Origin of the sequence: Nitrincola alkalisediminis (assembly GCF_009821115.1) — a bacterium.
Taxonomy (GTDB): Bacteria; Pseudomonadota; Gammaproteobacteria; order Pseudomonadales; family Balneatricaceae; genus Nitrincola; species Nitrincola alkalisediminis.
Genome location: NZ_VYTY01000002.1, coordinates 121827 through 145250 on the forward strand (window position 1 = coordinate 121827; position 23424 = coordinate 145250).

24 protein-coding genes are annotated in these 23424 nt (G+C 48.1%); 3 read left to right on the top strand and 21 right to left on the bottom strand.

Features of this window, described 5'->3' with window-relative positions; translation table 11 throughout:
• Positions 1 to 6: 6 nt before the first annotated feature.
• The gene (locus tag F5971_RS03735) at positions 7 to 402 is read left to right on the top strand and encodes a diacylglycerol kinase (RefSeq protein ID WP_036513143.1); all 396 of its coding nucleotides are present in this window, start codon (positions 7 to 9) and stop codon (positions 400 to 402) included.
• Here F5971_RS03735 and F5971_RS03740 read toward each other — a convergent pair.
• The 10 genes from F5971_RS03740 to F5971_RS03785 form a co-directional block, all read right to left on the bottom strand.
• Complete coding sequence (locus F5971_RS03740; protein ID WP_223116252.1) at positions 385 to 1584, bottom strand: EAL and HDOD domain-containing protein; 1200 nt, start codon at positions 1582 to 1584, stop codon at positions 385 to 387. The genes F5971_RS03735 and F5971_RS03740 overlap by 18 nt on opposite strands.
• Before the next feature lie 127 nt (positions 1585 to 1711).
• Complete coding sequence (moaA, locus tag F5971_RS03745; protein WP_036513141.1) at positions 1712 to 2716, bottom strand: GTP 3',8-cyclase MoaA; 1005 nt, start codon at positions 2714 to 2716, stop codon at positions 1712 to 1714.
• Positions 2709 to 3173: a molybdopterin synthase catalytic subunit MoaE gene (gene moaE, locus F5971_RS03750; protein ID WP_036513139.1), complete on the bottom strand. Its 465-nt coding sequence runs from the start codon at positions 3171 to 3173 to the stop codon at positions 2709 to 2711. Before moaE ends, moaA begins: the two co-directional genes overlap by 8 nt.
• Before the next feature lies 1 nt (position 3174).
• Positions 3175 to 3975, bottom strand: coding sequence for a cyclic pyranopterin monophosphate synthase MoaC (gene moaC / locus F5971_RS03755; RefSeq protein WP_036513137.1), 801 nt, complete (start codon positions 3973 to 3975; stop codon positions 3175 to 3177).
• Positions 3976 to 5295, bottom strand: coding sequence for a molybdopterin molybdotransferase MoeA (gene moeA, locus F5971_RS03760; protein ID WP_193494129.1), 1320 nt, complete (start codon positions 5293 to 5295; stop codon positions 3976 to 3978). It abuts the gene before it with no gap.
• Positions 5288 to 5851, bottom strand: a complete 564-nt coding sequence (mobB, locus tag F5971_RS03765; RefSeq protein ID WP_193494131.1) for a molybdopterin-guanine dinucleotide biosynthesis protein B — start codon at positions 5849 to 5851, stop codon at positions 5288 to 5290. The genes moeA and mobB overlap by 8 nt, the downstream gene beginning before the upstream one ends.
• A gap of 99 nt (positions 5852 to 5950) precedes the next feature.
• Entirely contained in the window at positions 5951 to 6547 is a 597-nt protein-coding gene (gene mobA / locus F5971_RS03770) for a molybdenum cofactor guanylyltransferase MobA (protein ID WP_036513133.1), read from the bottom strand.
• Positions 6531 to 7169, bottom strand: coding sequence for an ABC transporter ATP-binding protein (locus tag F5971_RS03775; protein ID WP_193494133.1), 639 nt, complete (start codon positions 7167 to 7169; stop codon positions 6531 to 6533). Before F5971_RS03775 ends, mobA begins: the two co-directional genes overlap by 17 nt.
• Positions 7166 to 7873 (bottom strand): ABC transporter permease, encoded by a 708-nt coding sequence (locus tag F5971_RS03780; protein WP_193494135.1) that lies wholly within the window; start codon positions 7871 to 7873, stop codon positions 7166 to 7168. The genes F5971_RS03775 and F5971_RS03780 overlap by 4 nt, the downstream gene beginning before the upstream one ends.
• Positions 7874 to 7998: 125 nt before the next feature.
• Positions 7999 to 8811 (bottom strand): ABC transporter substrate-binding protein, encoded by an 813-nt coding sequence (locus F5971_RS03785; protein ID WP_036513129.1) that lies wholly within the window; start codon positions 8809 to 8811, stop codon positions 7999 to 8001.
• Positions 8812 to 9054: 243 nt separating this feature from the next.
• Between F5971_RS03785 and F5971_RS03790 the strand changes: the two genes are divergently transcribed.
• Positions 9055 to 10458: a sigma-54-dependent transcriptional regulator gene (locus F5971_RS03790; protein WP_193494137.1), complete on the top strand. Its 1404-nt coding sequence runs from the start codon at positions 9055 to 9057 to the stop codon at positions 10456 to 10458.
• A complete protein-coding gene (locus F5971_RS03795) occupies positions 10455 to 12548 on the top strand; it encodes a sensor histidine kinase (protein ID WP_193494139.1) in 2094 nt (697 codons plus the stop codon). The genes F5971_RS03790 and F5971_RS03795 overlap by 4 nt, the downstream gene beginning before the upstream one ends.
• On the opposite strand, the gene F5971_RS03800 is transcribed toward F5971_RS03795, so the two are convergent.
• From F5971_RS03800 to F5971_RS03850, 11 genes are all read right to left on the bottom strand, one after another.
• A complete protein-coding gene (locus tag F5971_RS03800) occupies positions 12518 to 13735 on the bottom strand; it encodes a molybdopterin molybdotransferase MoeA (RefSeq protein WP_193494141.1) in 1218 nt (405 codons plus the stop codon). The two genes, F5971_RS03795 and F5971_RS03800, sit on opposite strands and share 31 nt — an antisense overlap.
• Before the next feature lie 29 nt (positions 13736 to 13764).
• On the bottom strand, positions 13765 to 14283 hold the full coding sequence (moaB, locus tag F5971_RS03805; protein ID WP_036513125.1) for a molybdenum cofactor biosynthesis protein B: 519 nt from the start codon (positions 14281 to 14283) through the stop codon (positions 13765 to 13767).
• On the bottom strand, positions 14280 to 14600 hold the full coding sequence (locus F5971_RS03810) for a DUF1244 domain-containing protein (RefSeq protein ID WP_036513123.1): 321 nt from the start codon (positions 14598 to 14600) through the stop codon (positions 14280 to 14282). The genes moaB and F5971_RS03810 overlap by 4 nt, the downstream gene beginning before the upstream one ends.
• A gap of 237 nt (positions 14601 to 14837) precedes the next feature.
• Positions 14838 to 15830 (bottom strand): formate dehydrogenase subunit gamma, encoded by a 993-nt coding sequence (locus F5971_RS03815; RefSeq protein ID WP_246187755.1) that lies wholly within the window; start codon positions 15828 to 15830, stop codon positions 14838 to 14840.
• 2 nt (positions 15831 to 15832) lie between these two features.
• The gene (gene fdh3B, locus F5971_RS03820) at positions 15833 to 16477 is read right to left on the bottom strand and encodes a formate dehydrogenase FDH3 subunit beta (protein WP_036513120.1); all 645 of its coding nucleotides are present in this window, start codon (positions 16475 to 16477) and stop codon (positions 15833 to 15835) included.
• 60 nt (positions 16478 to 16537) lie between these two features.
• The gene (locus F5971_RS03825; RefSeq protein ID WP_193494143.1) at positions 16538 to 19402 is read right to left on the bottom strand and encodes a formate dehydrogenase subunit alpha; all 2865 of its coding nucleotides are present in this window, start codon (positions 19400 to 19402) and stop codon (positions 16538 to 16540) included.
• Positions 19403 to 19440: 38 nt separating this feature from the next.
• Complete coding sequence (locus tag F5971_RS03830) at positions 19441 to 19653, bottom strand: twin-arginine translocation signal domain-containing protein (RefSeq protein WP_193494145.1); 213 nt, start codon at positions 19651 to 19653, stop codon at positions 19441 to 19443.
• Between the two features lie 11 nt (positions 19654 to 19664).
• Positions 19665 to 20297: a TorD/DmsD family molecular chaperone gene (locus tag F5971_RS03835; protein ID WP_223116253.1), complete on the bottom strand. Its 633-nt coding sequence runs from the start codon at positions 20295 to 20297 to the stop codon at positions 19665 to 19667.
• Between the two features lie 10 nt (positions 20298 to 20307).
• Positions 20308 to 22035 (bottom strand): 4Fe-4S dicluster domain-containing protein, encoded by a 1728-nt coding sequence (locus F5971_RS03840; RefSeq protein ID WP_193494147.1) that lies wholly within the window; start codon positions 22033 to 22035, stop codon positions 20308 to 20310.
• A 167-nt stretch (positions 22036 to 22202) separates the two neighbouring features.
• Positions 22203 to 22805, bottom strand: coding sequence for a DUF3306 domain-containing protein (locus F5971_RS03845; protein ID WP_193494149.1), 603 nt, complete (start codon positions 22803 to 22805; stop codon positions 22203 to 22205).
• On the bottom strand, positions 22802 to 23263 hold the full coding sequence (locus tag F5971_RS03850; protein ID WP_051514562.1) for a DUF3305 domain-containing protein: 462 nt from the start codon (positions 23261 to 23263) through the stop codon (positions 22802 to 22804). Before F5971_RS03850 ends, F5971_RS03845 begins: the two co-directional genes overlap by 4 nt.
• Between the last annotated feature and the right edge of the window lie 161 nt (positions 23264 to 23424).

A 23424-nucleotide genomic window follows, 5' to 3' on the forward strand; every position in this document is an offset into this window, starting at 1 on the left:
ACGACCATGACAATCAAGGCAACGGGGCTCGCTCGTTTCTACTATGCAACCTGCTATTCCTTAAAGGGACTTATTGGGGCGTATCGAAGTGAGCCTGCTTTCCGTTACGAAACGTGGATCGTCTGCGGACTCACGCCCTTTGCCTTTATATTGGCTCAGACCACAGTTGAACTGATCCTTTTGATCGCCAGCTTATTACTGATTCTCATTTTTGAATTGATCAACACGGCCATCGAAGCCGTCGTTGATCGAGCAGGTAAAGAACATCATGAACTCGCGGGACTTGCAAAGGATACGGGGTCGGCTGCCGTATTCCTATGTCTCTTTTTAGCCACATTTGTCTGGGGTGCGCTCCTATGGCAAAACTTGATCAGCACCCTCTTATTAAACAACAGCATCTAAAACAGTATTAGCCCATTCACAACTGCTAAAATAATAGTGATTAAGCTGCTTAACAGTTTTTTGATTGACGCCGTTTAACTGTGCCGTTTCATACGCAATGGTTAATTTAAGAATTTTACCCAACCGTCCTTGTCGATACAAAATCGCAACTTTCACCTCTTCACTTAGCGCTAGGTGCTCACATAGAGACTCAAGTGATTCATCGAGCAACTGATCCATCATGGACAATATGCCGACCATAAATGCAGTACTGGCGCTCTCTTTTAGCGCAGATGTGGCAATTTTTTCGCACATAGATGCTCGAATAAGTGCTTTTGGCAAGATCAGAGTATTGCAAGGATGATTATCGGCCAGCATCAATGTTGTGACTAGGTTTCGGATTTGCTTAAACCCCAACATTAACAAGGCCTGACGAATACTGCTAATTTCCATTTGACGCCGATAAAACGCAGAATTAGACAAACGCAATATTCGGAGGCATAACTGGGCATCTTGAGCAATCAAATGCTCCAGCGCATCAAAATCTGGCTCGGACTGTTGCAATGCCGACAGAAGCCTAAGTTGCGCTGCACGATTATTAGCCCGTGTCCGCACGGTGGCCGCCTTGACTTCAGGCTTGGCATAGAAATACCCCTGAAACAGAGTGAAACCCAACTCAACGCATTGCATAAAGGTTGAAAGATCTTCGACTTTTTCAGCCAACAGTACCAAACCGCGTCGTTTGTATTCTTCTAACTGGCGTGCGCTAGGGACGGATGATAGAACATCCAGCTTAATAATATGAGCAATATCGAGAAGGGGAAGTGTCTGATCCGTCAGAACAAAATCGTCTAAAGCGATAGTGAAACCTTGGTCTCGAAGCTTTGCCAAAGCATCGATGATATCCTGATCGCCTTCAACATCTTCTAAAACTTCGATCACAACCTGCTGATTGCACGGCGGCAACAACTCCGCTTTTAATAACCAGTCACGCGGTGCATTAAAGAAGACAAGGCGTTTTCCAACCAATGCTTCAATACCTGTCTCGTAAAAGGCTGCATTGCAAACTCGAGCAGTCGCCATTACGGGATCATCAATAAATGCGGATGTCGCTTCTGAGCTTGCGCGATAGAGCAGTTCATCGGCAACGTGCTTCATTGATGAGTCACAGATAGGTTGAAGCGCTACACAGTACTCACTCACTGCTGATCCACCATAGGTCTTATTACCTTCCTTGAAAATCGTTTTGTCGTAGAAACTAGATTGCCTTTAATCTATAACATTTAAACCGAATGCCCGCTTAACGAAAAGCGAATAGTCTGTGTGTCGGTTACCCACCCGTCATGTTCATGAATCGCACTATTTGCACATCACCATCGGTCGTGAAATGATGTTTTTCTGGCTTCAAATCCATGGCTGAGATAATAGCATCGATCAAGGGTTGATTGTCACTAGGGTTATCCCTAAGAATAGGCCGTAAATCCAATGAATGCTCATTCCCCAAGCATAATAGCAGGCGCCCTTCAACCGTCACTCTAACTCGATTGCAATCCCCACAAAAGTTATGACTATGCGGTGAAATAAAACCGATACGGCTGCTTGAATCTGGCATAGCAAAATACCGCGAAGGCCCACCCGTATGCACAGACAGTGCGTTCAGCGGGTAAACAGACTCTATCAGGGTGCGCACTTCATCACTTGAACAATAGGTCTCATCCCGACCATGGTCGGAAATATGACCTAAGGGCATCTCTTCAATAAAACTGATGTCAATGTGCTTGTCTCGGGCAAAGTTAACCAAATCCAACACTTCATCGTCATTACGGCCTCGCATAATGACAGCATTCAGTTTGATCCGCTCAAAACCCGCCTCCAATGCGGCGTCTATGCCAGCTAAAACCTTGTTCAGGTCACCAATACGCGTAATGCGTCGAAATTTTTCAGGTTGAAGGGAGTCAAGACTGACATTTAGACGGTGAAGCCCTGCATCTTTTAAAGGCTTTGCAAAACGATCAAGTTGGCTAGCGTTGGTGGTCATCGTAAAATCAGATAAGCCCAAGGTGCCGATATAATCCACCAATTCGACAATGCCACGACGAACCAAAGGTTCACCTCCCGTCAAACGGATTTTTTCGACCCCTAAGGATGCAAATGCAGACGCCACACGACCAATTTCTTCCAGCGTCAGCACTTGATCTCGCGGCAGAAACGTCATTTTTTCGCTCATGCAATACACACAACGAAAATCACAGCGATCCGTCACGGACAAACGCACATAACTCACACGGCGACCAAACTTATCAATTAAAGCGGTGGGGACAGTCAGGCTATTCATTGGCATTCTCCCACCGTCTCACGGCATCACTATCTGAATGACGAGCAGCAACCCAATAGTCACCTGAACGACTGTGCTCCTTCTTCCAAAAGGGGGCCTGCGTTTTCAAGTAATCCATCACGAAATTACACGCATCAAACGCCGCTTGACGATGCGCCGACGCAACCGCCACTAAAACGATTGGATCTCCGGGGGTCAAACGACCGATTCGATGAATAATGGTGATTGCCTCTAGTGGCCAACGCTCTTGAGCGGACTTAGCGATCTCCTGTAATGACTGCTCTGTCATACCCGGATAGTGCTCTAGAGTTAACGCAACCACGTCGGGGCGTTCATTAAAGTCTCGAACATAGCCTATAAAATTGACAACAGCACCAATATCGCTTCTAGCATGAGTGATGGCGTCTATTTCCTGTCCAGCATTAAAAACCTCTGGCTGTACACGGATACGAATCATCTCAACCTCCCGTGACTGGTGGGAAAAATGCAACCTCATCCCCAGGATGAACCTGCGCGTTACGGTCAACCATGGTTTGATTCACAGCGACTAACAAGGACTCATTTGCGAAGGCTTGAGCCAAACAGGCATCTTGCGCAACCAACCCTTGAATGACATCACTCACTGTTGCATCGATAGGAAGTTCATGACAATTCAGAACACATTCATCACGTTGCACCTGTTCTCTTAAATGGGCAAAGAAACGAACACGAATATTTTGATCAGATGCTTTTTCCAAGGCACTAGAGATTGGCAACACATCAACAGGTATCGTTGACTCTTCTGCCCCCAAACTCCAATCACCAGACTTACCCCCACGCTTTTCTAACACCTGTATCTCACCAATGACCATGTGTTTATCAACCGCTTTACACATATCATATAAGGTCAGAGCCGCCACTGACACAGAGGTCAAGGCTTCCATTTCGACCCCTGTTTGACCTGCCAACTTGCAGGTTGCATACACTCGCATACCCGGAAGCTCAGGATCGGCTTCAAACTCAACACTGACTTTTGAAAGCATCAAGGGGTGGCAAAGGGGGATTAAATCCGACGTACGTTTAGCCGCTTGAATACCTGCAATACGCGCTGTCGCAAGCACATCGCCTTTAGCATGGCGCTCCGTCATGATCATTTCGAGTGTTTCTGGGCGCATTTTAATTGAAGCGCAGGCCGTCGCACTGCGAGCTGTAAGCGCCTTGCCGGACACATCAACCATGTGCGCTTGACCTTTGGAATCGATATGCGTCAATTTAGTCATCTAATTTCCTTCAATAAAATGCGTGGACTGCCAACCCGGGAGCCAAGTGCTAAAAGGGTAGACTGTCACGAGTTCGCCTTGGTTCACTTGCGCTTGGGTGTCATGAAGACGTATGAGGCAATTCCCTTGATGCATAGAGGTGAGAATACCCGAACCTTGACGTCCAGTCGTCACAACCTGAGCCTGCCCTTGACGATCAAAACTGAGCACTCCTCGATGAAAATCACTGCGCCCCAAGCGACTTTTCATGGGCTCACCCGCTTTCGCTGATAACGTCAGTCCTTGCCAATCCTGCTCTCCCTGTAAACGCCGAATTAAAGGCTGTATGACCAGCATCAAGGTAACTAAGCTTGCTACTGGATTTCCGGGCAAGCCTGCAAACAAACAGTCTGCTGGAGATGTCTCTGACAGCAAACGTCCAAACGCTAAAGGTCGGCCAGGCCGAATTGCCAACTGCCAAAAGCCAATTTCACCTAAGGCCGACACGGCTTGTTTGACATAATCCGCTTCCCCAACCGAAACGCCACCACTGGTCAACACCAAGGTTGCCGAGTGTTGAGCCGCTGCCAATGCATCGGTCAATAAGGGTAAGTCATCCGGCAAAATCCCCATATCCAATACATCACAGCCCAAAGATCGCAGACTGCTTAGCAATGTAAAACGATTGGTATCGTAAATGCCCCCAGGCGAGAGGATCTGCCCAGGTGCATGCACCTCGTCACCCGTGGAAAAAACGGCCACCTTGACGGGTTTGTAAACAGTGATCTGAGCGAAGCCCAAGGATGCCAGGAGACCGATCTGCACTGAAGACAAACGTTGTCCTGCTCGTAACAAACAACGCCCCTCTTGAATATCCTCACCGGCTTGCCGAACATTGCTGCCTGACGTCGGCTGCTTTGCTAACGGAATAATCAATGTTTCTCCGTTGAGTTGGCAAACCTCCTTCATCACAACGGTATCGGCACCGTCTGGCATCGGCGCCCCTGTCGTGATTTTAAAGGCATGCCCTGACTGCAAGACTGAGCTGGGAGCTTGCCCTGCAAGCACAGTACCCTGAACAATCCAATGCTCCCTTTGACCAAGATCACTGCCCTTCACCGCATACCCATCCATCGCCGAATTCCGATGAGGCGGAACATTCATTGGCGACACAACATCCGACGCCAAAACGCGCTGATGGGCTGATGACAGATCAATGACTTCAATTGCGGGGGGCTGTTGAACACTCAACAATATACGCTCAACAGCCTCCTCAAGGCGCAAAAAAGGATCAGCTCCCGGTTCAATAAAATCAAAGCAGGAAAGTGGTTGATCAGTCATAACCCCTCACTTGCGATGCAGGGCTCACATGAGAAAGCTGACTCATATCGAGAACAAACTGTTCAATTTGAGTAATCGAATTAATATCCAATACGGGTAGAGGGCAGTCTTGACTCAATTCGGCGAATGAATCAGTGGCAACGGCAATGATTGTCGGGTCATTAGGATACAGCAGTGGTTTACCCACGCAGGCTCGATAAAGCTCAATTTTGGGATAGGTTTCTGCTTTAAACCCCTCTACTAAAATTAAGTCTAGCTCATTTACGTGCAGTTGACCGACGAGGGTCCGTAAATCGGGGAGTTCGGGCTGTGCGGATTCAATCATTAAGGCACTGCGCTTGGCCGATGCAATCAGCATCTGACTGGCACCCGCATGACGCAATTCGTAACTGTCTTTACCCGGAATATCAACATCAAAATCATGATGTGCGTGTTTAATACAACCAACCCGTAACCCACGTTGTTTTAGTCTTGGCAGCAGCTGGGTGAGCAGCGTGGTTTTACCCGTTCCACTCCAAGCCGCAAAACCCAGTAAGGGTAGAGAAAACTCGCTCATATCGATGACAGGTCCTATCGTTATTATTCCAATACAGCAGCAAAGAGCATTCCACACCAAAGGTGAAAAAAATAACCATCAATCTAGAATTAATACAAATTAAACGTTATTCATTTGATCTAACGAGTTAAAATTACGCAAACTGTCAGAATCCACGACTACTTTAGCCATACCCACACTGGCATACCAACGATCAGGCTTTCGCTCTCCCTCTTCAAGTGCTTGCAACAAATTTGGTAAAAGTTGGCGATGCAACAATACAACCATCGGCTGCAAAAACTCACCATCAGCGGCAACCACAATCTTAGCATTCGACTCACAAGCCGCCTGATAAAAATGCTCAACGAGGTCTAACGCAAGAAAAGGACCATCACAGGGAACAAACATCACCCAATCATGCTGTGCAGCCTGAAGACCTGTCGCAATCCCCAGCATCGGCCCCTGAAACCCGCCTTCAATATCTGGCACAACCTGCAGACCTAATGCTCGATACGCATCAATCGAACGATTGGCATTTATAATCAACTCATCAACCTGAGGCTGAAAGCGCGATACAACTCGCTCAATCATGGGCACGCCTTGATAAGGCACCCAGCCTTTATCGACCCCACCCATGCGCTGCCCCTGCCCTCCGGCAAGTATCACTCCGCTGATACTGACCTTCGTGCGTGGAGTATTGTTACGATGATTGACCATGTAAACGCCCTTCTTTTAATACCCAAGATTCATGACACATACTCAATAAAGATCCAGACTGGTGCGCCGTTAGAAGCACCCCTGCGCCCTCATCCAGAATGTGCTTAACCAAATCACCAAAGCGCAAAACAGCCTCCGTATCTAAACTGGCTATCGGCTCATCTAGCAACCAAAAGGTGGGACGGCATAGCCAAGCTCTTGCCATTGCTAGAGCTTGCCGTTGCCCCCCCGATAAGGTTCTCGCTGACTGACCCGCCAACTCAGTCAACCCAGCCCACGACATGGCCTCATCAAGACGCGATACACTCTCTTTTTTGCTCAGTCGTTGACTGTTTAACACTAAACGCAAATTTTCTCGAACGGTCACATCGAATAAATAGGGATGCTGATGCAGATAACAGACACGTCCATCACCCACCTTTAGTGCATTTAAGCCCACACTCACTTTGCCACTGTCCGGCTTTAACAAACCAGATAAGACTTTCATCAGTGTGGTTTTACCACTGCCATTTGCTCCCTGCAAATGAATGAATCGAGATGCAGGTAACACCAAGCGATCGACTTGCCAGAGCGTTTTTCCACCATAACGAATGCTGATATTCTCTGCCGATAAACGGGTCATTGTGATACACCTTGAATACTGCGACCGCGACTCATGCCAACCAATAGATTTAACAACAATGCTAAAACCAAAAGAACAATTCCTAAAGCAATACCTTGAACATATTCGCCTTTCGTCGTTTCTAGGGCAATGGAAGTCGTAATGGTTCGTGTATAACCCGCGATATTCCCGCCCACCATCATTGCGCATCCCACTTCTGCGATAATCCGTCCAAAAGCGGCGACCAAAGCTGCCAGAACCGCAAACTTAACCTCCCGCGTAATCAACCACAGCGTTTTTAATCGCGAACAACCAAGGGTACGGGCTGTCTCCCAAGCGTGTCGAGACACCCCTTGATACGCCGCATGAAGCATGGTTACCAATAAGGGAAAACAAATCAGAATCTGGCCAAGAATCATGGCAGGCTGCGTAAAAAGCAAGCGTAGATCGCCAAAGGGCCCATTACGCGATAACAACAAAACCAAAATCAAACCAATCACAACGGTTGGAATAGACAAGAGTGTATTGTTCAAGGTCACAATCATCCAATGCCCCGGAAATCGCCAAAAACTCAAAGCAAAACCCAAAAGCAATGCAACAGGCAACGCCAAAAACAACGCCGTTAGCGACACTTTAAAGGAGACAAGAATAATCCCCCAGAGGGCGGCATCGCCAGACAAAAGCAAGGCCAGTGCGTCAAAGGTAGCCTGAGAAATGGATTCCACGCAATTTTCTCCAACATTTAAGGCATGAAAAAAATGACTGACGTTAATCTAGCAAGTGCTTAAGATCAATAAAAACGCCCCAATTAGGGGCGTAAATCAAACAAATGTAAGAAGGTAAAGCGTACTTATTCAGAATCTGCCGACGCAAAAAACAAAGCCTCACCCTCGATTTGAAACGCATTGATCAAACGTTGACCCTCGGTGGAGACCAGCCAATCGGAAAGTTGCCGAGCCAGATCAACCTTCACATGAGGATGTCTCTCTGGATTAACTAAAATAACCTGGTAAGGATTGAATAAACGCTCATCGCCTTCGTAAACAAGCGCTAAATCTAACTTACTTTTCATCGCTAACCAAGTACCGCGATCCGTTAAAGCATAAGCTTGTAACTCATCCGCAATCGATAACACTCGCCCCATACCTTGCCCAACGGCGCGGTAGCCAGCAAATGGCAATGTGATATTTGCGGCGTGCCAAATTTCATTCTCTTTAATGTGTGTACCCGAATCATCACCCCGTGAAATAAACATGGCATCACGCGCAACCATTTGCGTAAAGGCGTCAACAGCACTGTTAACCTCTTTCAATCCTGAAGGATCATTTAACGGGCCGACAATCACAAAATCATTGTACATGAGTGCTTTCGGTTCAATGCCATACCCAGCAGCCACAAATGCAGCTTCTGCTTCAGGTGCATGCGTCATCACTAAGTCAACATCGCCATCCTGACCCAAGCGTAAAGCCGCACCGGTACCCACCGATATCACATGCACCTGCACACCTGTTTTGGCTTCGAACTCAGGCAGTAAAAAGTCGAGCAGGCCTGAGTTATAGGTACTCGTAGTAGTCGCTAATCGAAGCTGGGCATCTGCAAAGGACAGCCCCGAGTTTACGAAAAGGCTGATCAGCAGAAGTCCGAATATCAAACGTTTTATCATATTGAGTCCTTTTTATTCTGTGGCTTATAAGAAAAGTTACAACTCACAGTTTGCAATCTAAAGACCAGTATTTTTAAAGAAAGCGTCCAAACTCACACAGTTCGCGGCCTAAATAAAAAACCTAAGCAGAAAACCAAAGCACATTCTATAAGCGTATCTTCTTAAATTGAGACAAAATTACACATATAGAATGGGATATGAGACAATTCGTAGCAGCCTGTTTAAAAAACTCTGAGTAACGCGATGACTTCTTCCACTCTTGATTACAACTTGTGCCGTTCAGCTTCTGTATTGGTCGTTGATGATGAATCAGGCATGCGCAGCTTTTTACAAAAAGCTCTTCAAAAACACTTTGGCTTAGTTGAGGTTGCGGGAAGCATCGATCTAGCTGAAGAAATTCGACGCCGCTGCCACTTTGATTTATTGATTGTCGACGTAAAACTGCCGGGGCGCTCTGGGATTGAGTGGCATGAAGCCCTTGATGATCCCAATCGGCACTCAGACGTTATTTTCATGACCGCCTACGCAGAATTGGACACGGCTATTCAGGCACTACGTGTGGGGGCGGCTGACTTTATTCTCAAGCCCTTTCGACTTGAACAAATGATGAACGCCGTCATGCGCGTACTCAAACGTAGACAACTCGCCCGAGAGAACTTTTTATTACGGCGAGAAGTCACGCGTTACCTTGAATCGGAAACCCCCATGCTCGGCAACAGCAACGCGATCAAACGCCTTGAGGCAGTGATTCGACGCGTTGCTCCAACTCCCTCTGCCGTATTGATAGAAGGTGAGTCGGGCACAGGAAAGGAACTCGTCGCACGCGCGTTGCACCAACATTCGGGACGTGAGGGTCCGTTTGTACCGGTCAACTGCGGTGCTATCTCACCCGAACTCCTTGAAGCAGAGCTGTTTGGCCATACTAAAGGCGCCTTTACCGGTGCTGACCGCGCGCGTGAAGGTCTGTTTACCTATGCCGCTGGGGGCACTCTATTCCTAGACGAAATTGGTGAACTGCCTTTAAGCATGCAAGCCAAACTCCTGCGAGCACTTGAGCAAAAAACCATTCGTCCAGTTGGAAGTGAACGAGAGATCCCTACTCAGGTTCGTATTTTAGCAGCAACCAACCGAAAGTTGAGTGAAGAAGTCAAAGCCCATCATTTTCGTGAAGATTTATTCTTTCGCTTAAACGTACTGACTCTAACCCTTCCCCCTTTGCGTGACCGTGTAGAAGACCTTCCGCAACTTGCTCACTATTTCTCACGTAAGCTTTCATCTGATTTAGGCCTACCGGCTGTTCCCTTTACGCATGATGACCTCAAAGCTATGCAGTCCCATAGCTGGCCCGGCAACATCCGAGAACTCAAGAACTTTATCGAACGGTGTATCCTTTTAGGTCATCTCCCCCTAGACGAACTCATTCATGATGAAGATGACCAAAACCTAGGCGCTGGCTATCCAAGTTGCTGGCCCTTAGAAGAAGTTGAAAAACGACATATTTTAAGAGTACTGAGTGCTTGTGAAGGCAACAAATCAGCCGCGGCGCGCCAACTCGGAGTTGCGCGCAAAACACTGGATCGCAAACTGGTCAGCTGGATGGAAACGGATATTAGCGCCCCGATGCTCATGGACATTGATGAACCATGATGCCTTTACCTTGGCGACGCTCCGTTCGGGGGCGTTTACTCCTTCTAATTTTAACCCCCATATTACTGACGTTAGCCGCACTGATAGCCTTAACAGCCTATTGGACAACGACATATACGAACAGACAGCTTTATATGAAAGTGGCTTCAGATCTTGCCGTGGCACGTAGCACGTTGCAGTTAATGCAAGATCGACAATTGGAGAACCTAGAACTCTTAGGCCACACTTGGTCACTGCCTCCCTATTTGTTGCATCAGGACAGAGCTGCTCTCAACTCACTGTTACAGGACATGAAGTCACGCTATCGAGTTGATTTTTTACGCATTTTAAGCCCAGATGAACTGCTTGATCTCGCCAACACGCCGTCTGGAACCCAAAACAGCGTCAATCGATTACTGGCAGGCAACAGCGTTAAAGGCTTGTCCGTACTCACCCCGTCTGAAATGGAAGAGATTGACCCTGATTTGCCACGAAAGGCCCTTACGCAAATCATTCAAACACCTAGAGCCAAGCCCACAAACCGCACTCTTGAAGACAGAGGCATGTTTGTCAGAACCCTGCACCCCATTTTAGATGCAAAAGGTCAGCTGCTCTATGTGCTGGATGCTGGGCTGATGTTGAACAACAACCTGGAATTCGTGGATGAGATTCGAGATCTGGTCTATGGGCAAGATGCATTGCCTGAAAGAGGGGTGGGCACTGTCACACTATTCTTGGGGGATACGCGAATCACCACCAACGTCCCTGTTGACCTGAACTACGACATCTCAGACACCGGGTTTATCCGCGCCATTGGTACACGCATTTCGTCTGAGGTATATGACCGTGTGTTAGTGGAAGAGCGCATTTGGCTTGATCGTGCTTTTGTCGTAAGCGACTGGTTTATCAGTGCATATGAGCCCTTATATGGTTTAAATAATGAGCTGATTGGTGTGCTCTATGCTGGCTTTTCTGAAAGCCCATTCTTCGAAATGTACCTACGCACTTTAGGTGAAATGGGGTTAACACTGACCTTTGTACTGTTGATCTCTGCCATTTTAGTCTGGCGCAGCGCCAACCACTTGTTCCATCCGATTCAACGCATTCATACGTCGGTGATGGCGGTTCGATCTGGCTCAAACCAAACACGTATCGGTCAGTTACGCAATGAAGATGAGTTTTCAGATCTCGCCCATCAATTTGACTCGATGCTGGATGAGCTGGATGCTCGCCAAGAAACAATTCGACAAGCAGCTGAACGGCTAGAGCAAAAAGTAAAAGAACGCACCCTGAGCTTGCAACTTAAAACAGAGGCACTTGAGGAGTCTCTTGAACTCTTAAAGGCAACACGAGCTGAGCTTTTTACCAAGGAAAAGTTGGCCGTACTAGGTGAGTTAACGGCAGGCATCGCTCATGAAATTAACAATCCAGCCGCCGTAATTTTAGGACACATGGATTTATTACAGAGTGAACTGGGCCCTTCTGCCAGCTTAGTTCAAGAGGAGATTGATACGGTTATTGAACAGGTCTATCGTATTCGAGCCATTATTAACAATCTTTTACAATACTCACGCCCCGGACAAGTGATCGACCAATTGCATACCCTAGCCGTCAACGACGTGGTCAAAGATACACTGGCACTGGTTCGCCATGCCTTGGATAAAAAATGCATTCAGGTGCAACAAAACTACGAGTATTTAGGGGAAATTGAAGGCAATCGCCAACAGCTTCAACAGGTGCTAATCAACCTGCTTTTGAACGCAGCGAATGCGATGCCCGCCGCAGGAAACATATGGGTATCCACTCATGCATGGACAACGCATGACGGCGCACCCGGCGTTGAAATCCGCATCTGTGATGAAGGAGTTGGTATCTCTGAAGATGTACAGGCACGTATTTTTGAACCTTTTTTTACCACAAGAGAAAACGGAAATGGATTGGGATTATCCATCAGTCGCTCTCTTGCGCGTCGCTACGGAGGGGACATTACAGTATCCTCAACACTCGATAACGGAAGCCAATTTAGTATTTTTTTACGTGAAAAGGCGGTTATCAATCAAGAGGATGAGGAAACCATGCGTCAGTTACTGTCTGGGTTCGGAGTCGTATAAAAGACAAAGCTCACCTCACTCCCCTCCACGACCTGAGTTGCAGGAGGGATAATAGCCATCGCATTGCCCCATACCGCCGAACTCAGCACACCTGAGTTCTGATTCGGGTAGGCCGACAAACACCACTGACCTTCTTGCCAAGTGGCTTTAACCCTCACATATTCTTGACGTATCTGAGTGGTCACCGAAAACTGAGCGCGTCCCACCAGCCTTAAGGATGAGGATGATGCACTCTCACCCGCTAAACGCTTGAGCAGAGGAAGCACAAACACATGCGCCCCAACAAAGGTAGACACCGGATTACCAGGCAACCCAATAAAGGGGGTGTCTTTAACGTGGCCAAATGCGAGGGGCTTGCCTGGCTTCATGGCTAAGCGCCATACGCTTAACTGCCCTAAGGCTTCAACCGCTGGTTTTACGTGATCTTCTTCTCCGACAGACACTCCTCCAGTCGAAATCACAAGGTCGGCACTGTCCGCTGCATCCTCCAAAGCCGTTAGGGTTTCTTCAAAACGGTCACGGACTTGGATAAAACGCACCACCTCCACCCCCTGTGATTGCAAAAAACCCTGCAGCAAAAAGCGATTCGAATTGTAAATCTGCCCAGCCTTTAAAGGCTCACCCGGCTGCACCAGCTCATCTCCCGTTGACAGCAAAACGACACGGATCGGCAGAAAGACTGAAACCTGCGCAATCCCCACACTGGCTAACAATCCTAAATGACGGTAGTCCAAGCGTGTGCCTGCTTTAATAATGCATTGCCCCGCTTGGATATCCTGTCCTTTGGGGCGAATATTCTGCCCTATGCGGATATCACTTGGCACGCAAACATCATCAAATGCGGTTAAGACAATCTCTTCTTGCATGACCACGGTATCGGCCCCTAAGGGAATTTCGGCGCCTGTAAAAATACGCGCACAGGTACCGGGCCTTAATGGCTGAGATGCCTGCCCCGCCGCTACACGCTGAGAAATCGGCAGTGGTGCCTTTGCATCCGCAAAGCGCAATGCATAGCCATCCATTGCACTGTTGTCTGCTGGCGGGACATAACAAGAGGCGATTTGGTCTTCAGCCAACACTCGACCCGCCGCCGCCATTAAATCGACAACTTCAAAACGTTGTAGGGGGGCGACTGCAGACAACATATGTTGAATTGCATCATCAACAGCAATTAGCGTACTGGCCATTATTCTCTCTGTCTGTTTTCAAGTGTTGATTAAGTATGTAACTGCTTACCTTGAAGTAAGATCCCAACAAAGTTACAAGGCTTGTGGCGACTGTCCAATTGCTCAAGCAAAATACGATTCCACGCGGTTTTACATGCACCTGTCGAGCCAGGTAAACAAAAGATAGCGGTACGATTGGCCAACCCTGCCAAACACCTTGACTGCACCGTCGATGAGCCAATCTCGTGCCAAGACACCTGACGAAACAACTCACCAAAGCCTTCTATCTCTGTATCAAATAACGGGCGCAGCGCTTCAGGGGTTGAATCCCGTCCCGAAAAACCAGTCCCCCCCGTTGTCAGCACCACCTGAACCTCTCGGTCCGCAATCCAGCGACTGACCACGGCTCTCATTTGATACACATCATCAGGAATTAACTCACGGTCAACCAAGCGATGTCCAGCCGCTTCCAGTAATGAAACTAGAGTATCACCAGAACGATCTTCAGCCAGTGTTCGTGTATCCGACAGGGTCAGCACGGCGATATTAAGGGGAATAGATTCACTCATTCTTTTGCCCCTTTCTTGGCAGCCTCACGCTCTGCGAAAGCGGCTAACTGTTCTGGCGTTGCGGGTGCTTGATACAGGTCTTTCCACTCACTGTAAGGCATCCCGTACACATGCTCACGCGCATCTTCATAGCCTAATTCAATACCCTTGGCTTCGGCAGCCGAGACTAACCACTTGGCCAGACAATTACGACAAAAATCCGCCAAAATCATAAGATCAATGTTTTGCACATCTTTATTGGCGTCTAAGTGCTGAAGTAACGTGCGAAATGCAGCGGCCTCTAGCTCAGTCTGAGTGGTTTGATCCAATGTTTTCATTGTCGTTATCCTGTACAGAGTTTTTTAAATGACAAGTTGATCCCGCAGGCTCACACTTCATACCTTTACAGCAAGGTGTTGATATTCTGGAAATAAAAACACATAGCGCTACATGAGTCTAGAAAGATTTTCAGTCTTTCCAAACTAGGATGATACTCCACCTCGCTCATAAAAAAACGGCCTGATAGGGGTGAGGTCCATCAGGCCGTTTAAACAGATCACATACCTTAAGAGGGCTTAAGATTTGTTTTGCTTTTGCTTAACTTCTTCATACCAAAGATCATGGTGCTGTTTGGCCCATGACTCATCGACATAACCTGTCTTCATTCCTTCGAATGCCCCCTCGGTCCCCAACGTACCTATGTATATATGACCAAAGGCCGCCGCCATTAACACAAGGGAAGACACCGCATGAATGATTAAGAATAATTGCATGGTTTCGCGCGTTTGGCCGAAGTTAGGAAAGTCTAACACCAACCCAGAAGCGACAACGGTCAACCCTACAAAGACAATCATCCAAAACCACACTTTTTCACCCCCGTTGAGATAGCCAGCAGAGGGGTGGCCTTTACCGACAATTCCACCGCCTTTAATGAACCATTTCAGGTCAACAAGGTTAAAAAAGTTGTGTTTAATCCATTTCACTATCATGACCACAACGCCTAAAGAAAAGAGCGGTCCTAAATAGTTATGTATGTTTTTCGCAGCGATCATCCATGCCGACCACAGACTGGTCGGTAAAATAGGCATCAGGAACCATTTTGCGTACAAAATTGAAAGCCCCGTTAATGCCAAAATGATAAACAGCGTAGCAACATACCAATGGATGGCTCTATCCCAGCGCGTCCAACGCTCTATCGTCTTCCCCGTTCTTGGATGTGTGAGCTTTACACGACCAACCAACAGGTAAAAGAAAGTGATCGCCGTTAAGCTTCCACCCAGTGCCAACAAGCCACCTGGTGAAATCCACTCATTGCGAATTTCTTTCCAACGCTCTCCTTCTGTCATAATGAGTGTGTCTGCACCCACGCTTCGAGACGTTGTTCGGCCACTCACGCCTCCGGCCGCATCCCGCCAAAAGTCAGGAGTTGTTCCAGGCATGGACTGCAACGCCTCGCGACGAGCATCAGCTCCTTGACTTTGCGCAACAACTGGCAGGCTGAACAGACAGCCCACCAGCAGCATCACCAGCCAGAATCTTACACTCGTTCTAGACCGTGATTTTTCCATAGCTATACACTCTGCGTCGCGTCATAGGCTAAGTCAGCCGCATTTTTAGCCAACTGCTCAGATTGATCTGCTTCATGATCCGCAGCTCCCCAAGCACTGTTGCGATGACCACGGTAAACCACACGCTCACGGAATATATCAGCAACTTGCTGAGCATCACCTGCCAAAAGCGCCTTGGTAGAGCACATTTCCGCACAAAGCGGTAATTTCCCTTCACGAAGACGGTTGGCTCCGTACTTCTGCTGTTCAAGCACTGGATCAGACTCTGGACCACCTGCACAGAAAGTACATTTGTCCATTTTTCCACGTGCACCAAATGCACCTTGTTGCGGAAATTGTGGTGCGCCAAAGGGGCACGCGTACAAACAATATCCGCAGCCAATGCATGCATCTTTATTATGCAGAATCAAACCGTCCTCTGTCGGATAAAAACAATCCGTCGGACAAACGGCCATACAGGGTGCATCCGTACAGTGCATACAGGCCACTGAAATCGACACCTCTTTACCAATCTCACCATCATCTAAGGTCACAACACGACGGCGCTGAATCCCCCATTCGGTTTCATTGGCATTTTTACAGGCTGTAACGCAGCCGTTACATTCGATACAGCGCTCTGAGTCACATAAAAACTTCATACGAGCCATGGATATTCTCCTTACGGGCTTTTACTCACAAATAAAAGCCCTGCTTTATTTTTTGTGGGTTCAGGCCGCTTTCTCGATACGGCATACGGTACATTTCGTTTCTTGCATCAGGGTCACGGGATCATAACCGTAAGTCGTCACCGTGTTTACAGCCTCCCCTAGCACGTACGGGTCACTGCCTGACGGATAGCGCTTGCGTAAGTCCTCACCTTGGAACTCACCACCAAAGTGGAACGGCATAAAGGCAACGTCACGATCAACACGATTGGTGACCATGGCTTTGACGCGCACACGTCCACCTTCTGGACCATACACCCACACATCATCACCATCAGCAATACGCAGGGTATTGGCATTAAATGGATTGATCTCAACAAACATATCCTGCTGCAGCTCGGCCAACCAAGGGTTGGAACGGGTTTCGTCACCACCACCTTCGTACTCAACCAATCGTCCAGATGTCAGAATAATGGGGAACTCGGCACTGGTGTCACGATCCTGAATGGTCTTATAGAGTGTTGGCATGCGATAGAGGGATTCAAAATCATCCCAAGTCGGATACTTAGCAACCAAATCACGACGCGTGGTGTAGAGAGGCTCGCGGTGCTTAGGAATCGCATCTGGGAAGGTCCACACCACGGTTCTGGCCTTACCGTTACCGAATGGCGCACAACCGTGTTTGATCGCAACACGCTGAATACCGCCCGACAGATCGGTTTTCCAATCTTTACCTTCAGCCGCGGCTTTTTCAGCATCGGTCAAATCATCCCACCAGCCAAGCTGTTGCAGCATTGCAGCCGTAAACTCCGGGTGACCATCACCAATCTCATTACCCACAGGTGCCGAGCCTTCCGCCAACAGGGTTTGGCCATTGCGTTCTACACCAAAGTTGGCACGGAAACCTAAACCACCATCTTTAACCGGCAAACTGGTGTCATAAAGCACATGCGTACCTGGATGCTTCATCTCTGGTGTTCCCCAGCAGGGCCAAGGCAAACCATAGAAGTCCCCGTGAGCCTCGGTACCTACCGCACGCAATGAGGTAAAATCAAACGCATGCCAGTTTTCTTGATGGTACTTCAAACGCTCTGGGCTTTGGCCTGTGTAACCAATGGTCCACATACCACGGTTGTACTCACGGACAATATCCTCGATCAGAGGCTCATTGCCATTAATGGCGATGTTCTTAAAGACCTGATCCGCAATACCCACTTTTTTCGCCAGTAGATACATAATTTCATGATCGGGCTTAGATTCAAAATGCGGCTCAATTACTTTGCTGCGCCATTGAATCGAACGGTTAGAAGCCGTCACAGAACCATAGGTTTCAAACTGAGTGCAGGCAGGCAATAAATAAACGCCATCGGTACGGTCATTCATAACCGCTGCCACGGTTGGATAAGGATCAACAATGACCATCATATCCAGTTTTTTCATGGCCTCACGCATTTCAGGACCGCGTGTCTGTGAGTTGACGGCATGACCCCAATAGAACATGGCACGAATGTTATCGTTTTGCGCCATTTTCGCTTTGTCTTCAAGGACACCATCCACCCAACGTGACACCGTAATACCGTTGGTGTTCATGGGCTTACCGCCACGATACTCTGTCTGATCGAAACGGTTTTGAATCCACTCGAAGTCCACTCCCCAAACACCCGCCCAGTGCTTCCAAGCACCGTCGGCAAGGCCGTAATAACCGGGCAATGAATCAGACAAAACACCAAAGTCAGTGGCACCCTGAACATTGTCGTGACCGCGGAAGATGTTCGCTCCACCACCGGACTTACCAATGTTACCCAATGCCAATTCAAGGATGCAGTAAGCGCGAGTATTGTTATTACCCGTCGTATGCTGAGTTCCCCCCATGCACCAAACGACACAACCCGGGCGGTTATCTGACAGTAGCTTAGCCGTTTGATACATGGTTCGCTCGTCGACACCCGTGATGTCCTGCACAACCTCAGGTGGGAACTGCTGAATTTCTTCGCGGATCTCATCCATGCCATAGACGCGCTGAGCTAAATATTGCTTATCTTCCCAGCCGTTTGCAAAGATATGCCACAAGAGTCCCCATACATAGGCCACGTCAGATCCCGGACGAATACGAACATACTGATTGGCTTTTGCAGCAGTGCGTGTAAAGCGTGGATCCGCTACAACAATTTTACAATTGTTGCGCTCTTTGGCGATCAACACATGCTGCATCGATACAGGGTGAGCTTCAGCGGCATTCGAGCCGATGAACAACATAGAACGACTGTTTTGCATGTCGTTGTAGCTGTTGGTCATCGCGCCATAGCCCCAAGTGTTGGCAACACCTGCAACCGTTGTCGAGTGACAAATACGGGCTTGGTGCTCAACGTTATTGGTTCCCCACAACGACACCATTTTGCGGAACAAGTAGGCTTGTTCGTTGTTGAACTTGGCAGAACCTAACCAAAAGACGGAGTCAGGACCGGACTCGGCACGAATTTGTTCAATTTTGTCGCCCACTTCATTGATGGCTTGCTCCCAGCTCAGCTTTTTCCACTGACCGTTTTCAAGCTTCATTGGATACTTCAAGCGACGAGTTGAGTGACCATGATAACGAAGAGCAGCCCCTTTCGCACAATGAGCGCCCTTGTTAATGGGGTTATCAAAGGCCGCCTCTTGATAAGTCCACACACCATTTTGTACGTGGGCATAGACACCACAGCCCACGGAGCAATGCGAACAGATGGTTCGTTTAATCTCAACTGGGGCACTGGATTTAGGCGTTGCGGCCTGCGTAGGACGAATCATGGTTTTACCCAGCAGTCCGGTTGCAGCGATACCACCAGCGGCTAGGCTCGTGCCCTTTAAAAATCCACGACGACTCACACCTAGGCGATTCGCGCTCTGTGAATCCAGTGACGAGTCACTGATTTTTTTATGTAGACGCATTTTCATTCCCTCTATTTTCGAGTGTATGACCGTCGTGATCAGCGACAGCTAGCATAATAGGCACGGATATGGTCCGTTTCATGGTAGCCCTGAGTATCCACGGCGGGGGTCATGTCAGGTACATCCGTTGAAGCAACGGCCTGGCCTGCAGTCACGGCAACACCCGCAGCAGAAACGACAGCCATTCCTTTCAGGAATTGACGGCGTCCAACACTTGCTTGCTCATTAACAGGTTGTTTCTTGTTATGCATGGTAGATCTCCTCATCCCCGTAAATGCACACTTTGGGCAGCATCGGGACGTTTCTGTAGGTACACTTTTTCGGTGTTTACAAAGGCCTGCCCTAGCATCGCTACGGCATGATAAAACACAGCACTGGGTGCTTTAGCCATATCAACAAATAGCTGATCTGCCCAAGCACTAATATGTCGTTGAAAAAAAACAGCTTGACGCTCACGTGATGCACCCTGTTGAATCAACAGTCCCATCACTTCGAGCAAGGCTGAAATATGATCCTCTGGCTCCTTAACGGATGCTTCCCGCTCAAAGCCAAGCAGACTTAAATCATTGCGCAACTCAATCAGAGGGGCTTCCATCAAAGAGCCTGTCAAATACCAGGATGCAAAGGGCGTCAGCTCACCTTGCGAGATTCCGATAAAGAGCGTGACGTACTCATTCTCCAACTGGTCGACCTGAGCACGCTCCGCCGCTAAACGAAGTAACTGCCAGGCCTGCGACATGCGATTCTGAGTAAATGCATCGACCTCAACCGATTTCAAAAAATCCAAAAGCTCAGACGAGGGATGTTCTCGGCACAGCGCCGCCAAGAGCGCATAAACATCGGCCCTGAGTGCATCGTCTTCTGTCATTTGCTGTTGCATCAAAATAGTGTCCACACATCCATCCTCAGAGTCTTAGTTGGGCTTCTGGATCCGCTGCCAATTCACGGTAACTGTCACGAACACGGCAGTCTTCGCACATATGTAAACGCTTTGCAGCGTCGCCCTGAAAATAAGGATGCGCTTCTAACTTTTGAGATATCTTTTTAATGGTGCTCTGAGTTGCGAAGGCTTTACCGCAACTGATGCAATGAAAAGGCTCTTCTTCTTTCATAACCCGAGGCTCACCTCGAATGCCTGCAGCGGGAGCAAAACGGGCTTCCAACTGAATGGCTTGTTCTGGACAAGCTCGCTCACAGAGTCCGCACTGAACACAATCACCTTCTAAAAAAGATAAACGTGGTGATTGATCTTTTCCGCTGTGCAAAGCCGAGGTCGGACAAATCGCAACACAGCTCATGCACAAAGTGCAGGCATCCACATCGACCCGCACTTGACCATAAGGGCTTCCCATTGGCAGCGTAACAATGGCATCGTCTGCATCACCTTGCTCATATAAACGATCGAGCGCTTCATTCAACGTTTTGCGCTTACCTTGGTAAGGATAACTCGGCCCCTCAGGCATCCCTCGCCATGGCGCAACAGCGTCTTCTAACTCAGCAAGATCGGTATCTAGGAAGGCTACATCAACCAAGGACAATCGCTGCGCAGGATGGCCTAAGGCCGTCAATAAACGCCCGGTCAGTTTGATTTCATCTTTTAACAAGCGCTGCAAGCTCGGCGGTGTTTCTTCATCCACGGCAATCGCCACATAGGTCGCACCCTGAACCAGCAGCGCCAACCAAATCTCAGCCCCAGCACCTGCGGCTTCTTCTAATGCAACAGGTAAAACATGAGTTGGCAAAGACTCTAGGTCGATATCGGTATGCTCTGCATGAATCAAGATGGCAGGATGCTCTCCCCCTGCCTGACGATAGCTATCCAAATAATGCCGCAAACGCTCAAGCTGTGATTGCGGACGTGGCGCTGCAAAGGTTAACGCACCTGTCGGACATGCAGTGGTACAACTGCCCGCTCCATGACATAAATGCACATCGACACTGATTTGAAAGTCATGCGTATCTGTGCGGTTATGGCTGGTGATTGCATCGGCAGGACACACGTCCAAGCAACGAGTGCACCCCAGCTTACCTCGATCAGAATGGGCGCAGATATCATGATTGACTTGGACATATTCCGGTTTTTCAAATTCGCCAACTAAGGACGAAATCTCTTCAATGGCCTGAACAAGATGATCAGAATCGGCTGCAATGTGAAAATAACCAGGCGGCGACATTTCAGCGGCTAGGGTGGGCTCTAGATTTAAATCCAGCACCATGTCAAATGTATCTTTGCCCGTGTACAGCTTGGCCGGATTAACGATGTCACCCTGTGGGCTTTTAAGCTGAAGATGGTAGGAACCTAACCAACCCGTTAAAGACTCAAGCGGTAGGTATATTGAGGTAAGTTCAGGCACGGCCGCTAAGGCTTTTTCCAAATGCTCATCTGATTGGCTGCTCACCTGCCCCATCGCCAGTAAGGTGATACTTTTCAAACCTGATAACTGAGCTGCCGCTAAGCGAATAAGATCTTCAGGGCCGAGGATGAGAAGATGCCCTTGGCTGGTATAGGTGATTAAGTTGTCTTGTAAGGTTAGCACGGGCGGCAGTGCATTGATCGCTTGCTGGCGCGCTCGCGCATTGTCTTGCGAACTTGCCGTAAAGACCTTCATTGGAATTAAGCTATTTGGTTTCATTGACACTCTCTCAGGCTCGCCTATATCGTTATTTTCAATAGCAATGGCGGTCGAGTTATTTAGTTATAGTGTTAAGTTAGCAATTAAGAAGCCAAGATTTACGACCATAAAAGCACAAAATACTGACACGAAAGCCAGGCTTTATAGATCGAGAATCCACAACTGCATCATTTTGTCTCGTCCTGTTCATTTCTGCTGTGCAAGACTGGCTCATCAAAAGTATCGATTTTCTGATCACTCAATCCCTCTTTTTCCAAAGAAATACTTTCAGAATCAACCACTTTATTATCCGAAAGTAGAACATCCCTCGCCTTTTCCATGGCCTCATCCATGCGTTCTTGCGCCCAACCCCGGACGACCTCTCCAGGTTTTAAAATTAATTTAGTTGGATTTGAATAGTCCAAAGCGTAATCATCCAAAGGATCTCGGACATTAAACTCAGGCTGATGAAAAAACTGACGCAAAGCCTTTTTCTTAAGCTCTGCTGAAACGCCGCTTGAGAAAAACATCGACATATCGCTTTTGGATGTAATCGTAGATAAATCTGGCATATCAATATCCGTGAGTACAACCTCCTCACTCGGCAGATCCTCAGACGAATGCGGAGGACTTTCAGATTCCTCCACGTCTGTGATAACGACTGACGTATCGGATTCAATTGATGCATCCTCTATCGCAACAGAAGAGTCTAGCTCTGACGCAGGAGATGAAGAGTCATCCAGCTCACGTCGTTTTAATCGAGACCAACGCGATAAAAAACTATCCGTCATGAGGAGGCTCCTTCTGATGAACTGGCTGTTCTCAAACGCCGTTTATTGGCTTTTGGATCCTCAACCTCTCCGTGTTCAGCCATAAAGGCTTCCAACCACGCATGTATCGCTTCAGGTAATGGAATGCTTAACACTGGCTGGTTTGCATCCATATAATCGGCGGCAACATCTTGAGCACAGGTAAGCTTTCGAGGAAGAGACAGGTCAGATGACACCTCTTCACAAACAACAAAGAGCTTTGGCGTTTCCGCACTTAAATTGAAACGATACGCAATGCGCTCATCACGAAAGAGCTGTAACCAAATCATGTGAGCATCGCTGCGCTGAGGATCTTTCGCATAAACTTCGGCTACAGACCACGTAATACACGGCCAACCTCTCGACAGTTTTTCATGTTTTTCCAACCGAACCCACAAAGGCCATGTATCTAATGTTGGATAACGAACAGACGGCTTCATGTCTTTCCCCTTTTTTAACGAAGTATAGATCACAGGCAAAGACTGTGCCGCGCTTTGAAACATGTATAAAATCAGGGATTGAAGCGATTTACTTTCATAAAAACAGGGTCAATAAATCCCAACCCTTATTTTACACTGGGACATTTTGACTCAATCTAAAC

Bases quoted from the DNA above. Each gene is read 5' to 3' on its own strand.
- F5971_RS03735 (WP_036513143.1), top strand. From the start codon at position 7: ATGACAATCAAGGCAACGGGGCTCGCTCGTTTCTACTATGCAACCTGC.
- moaA (WP_036513141.1), bottom strand. From the start codon at position 2,716: ATGAATAGCCTGACTGTCCCCACCGCTTTAATTGATAAGTTTGGTCGC.
- moaE (WP_036513139.1), bottom strand. From the start codon at position 3,173: ATGATTCGTATCCGTGTACAGCCAGAGGTTTTTAATGCTGGACAGGAA.
- moaC (WP_036513137.1), bottom strand. From the start codon at position 3,975: ATGACTAAATTGACGCATATCGATTCCAAAGGTCAAGCGCACATGGTT.
- moeA (WP_193494129.1), bottom strand. From the start codon at position 5,295: ATGACTGATCAACCACTTTCCTGCTTTGATTTTATTGAACCGGGAGCT.
- mobB (WP_193494131.1), bottom strand. From the start codon at position 5,851: ATGAGCGAGTTTTCTCTACCCTTACTGGGTTTTGCGGCTTGGAGTGGA.
- mobA (WP_036513133.1), bottom strand. From the start codon at position 6,547: ATGGTCAATCATCGTAACAATACTCCACGCACGAAGGTCAGTATCAGC.
- F5971_RS03775 (WP_193494133.1), bottom strand. From the start codon at position 7,169: ATGACCCGTTTATCGGCAGAGAATATCAGCATTCGTTATGGTGGAAAA.
- F5971_RS03785 (WP_036513129.1), bottom strand. From the start codon at position 8,811: ATGATAAAACGTTTGATATTCGGACTTCTGCTGATCAGCCTTTTCGTA.
- F5971_RS03790 (WP_193494137.1), top strand. From the start codon at position 9,055: ATGACTTCTTCCACTCTTGATTACAACTTGTGCCGTTCAGCTTCTGTA.
- F5971_RS03795 (WP_193494139.1), top strand. From the start codon at position 10,455: ATGATGCCTTTACCTTGGCGACGCTCCGTTCGGGGGCGTTTACTCCTT.
- F5971_RS03800 (WP_193494141.1), bottom strand. From the start codon at position 13,735: ATGGCCAGTACGCTAATTGCTGTTGATGATGCAATTCAACATATGTTG.
- moaB (WP_036513125.1), bottom strand. From the start codon at position 14,283: ATGAGTGAATCTATTCCCCTTAATATCGCCGTGCTGACCCTGTCGGAT.
- F5971_RS03810 (WP_036513123.1), bottom strand. From the start codon at position 14,600: ATGAAAACATTGGATCAAACCACTCAGACTGAGCTAGAGGCCGCTGCA.
- F5971_RS03815 (WP_246187755.1), bottom strand. From the start codon at position 15,830: ATGGAAAAATCACGGTCTAGAACGAGTGTAAGATTCTGGCTGGTGATG.
- fdh3B (WP_036513120.1), bottom strand. From the start codon at position 16,477: ATGGCTCGTATGAAGTTTTTATGTGACTCAGAGCGCTGTATCGAATGT.
- F5971_RS03825 (WP_193494143.1), bottom strand. From the start codon at position 19,402: ATGCGTCTACATAAAAAAATCAGTGACTCGTCACTGGATTCACAGAGC.
- F5971_RS03830 (WP_193494145.1), bottom strand. From the start codon at position 19,653: ATGCATAACAAGAAACAACCTGTTAATGAGCAAGCAAGTGTTGGACGC.
- F5971_RS03840 (WP_193494147.1), bottom strand. From the start codon at position 22,035: ATGAAACCAAATAGCTTAATTCCAATGAAGGTCTTTACGGCAAGTTCG.
- F5971_RS03845 (WP_193494149.1), bottom strand. From the start codon at position 22,805: ATGACGGATAGTTTTTTATCGCGTTGGTCTCGATTAAAACGACGTGAG.
- F5971_RS03850 (WP_051514562.1), bottom strand. From the start codon at position 23,263: ATGAAGCCGTCTGTTCGTTATCCAACATTAGATACATGGCCTTTGTGG.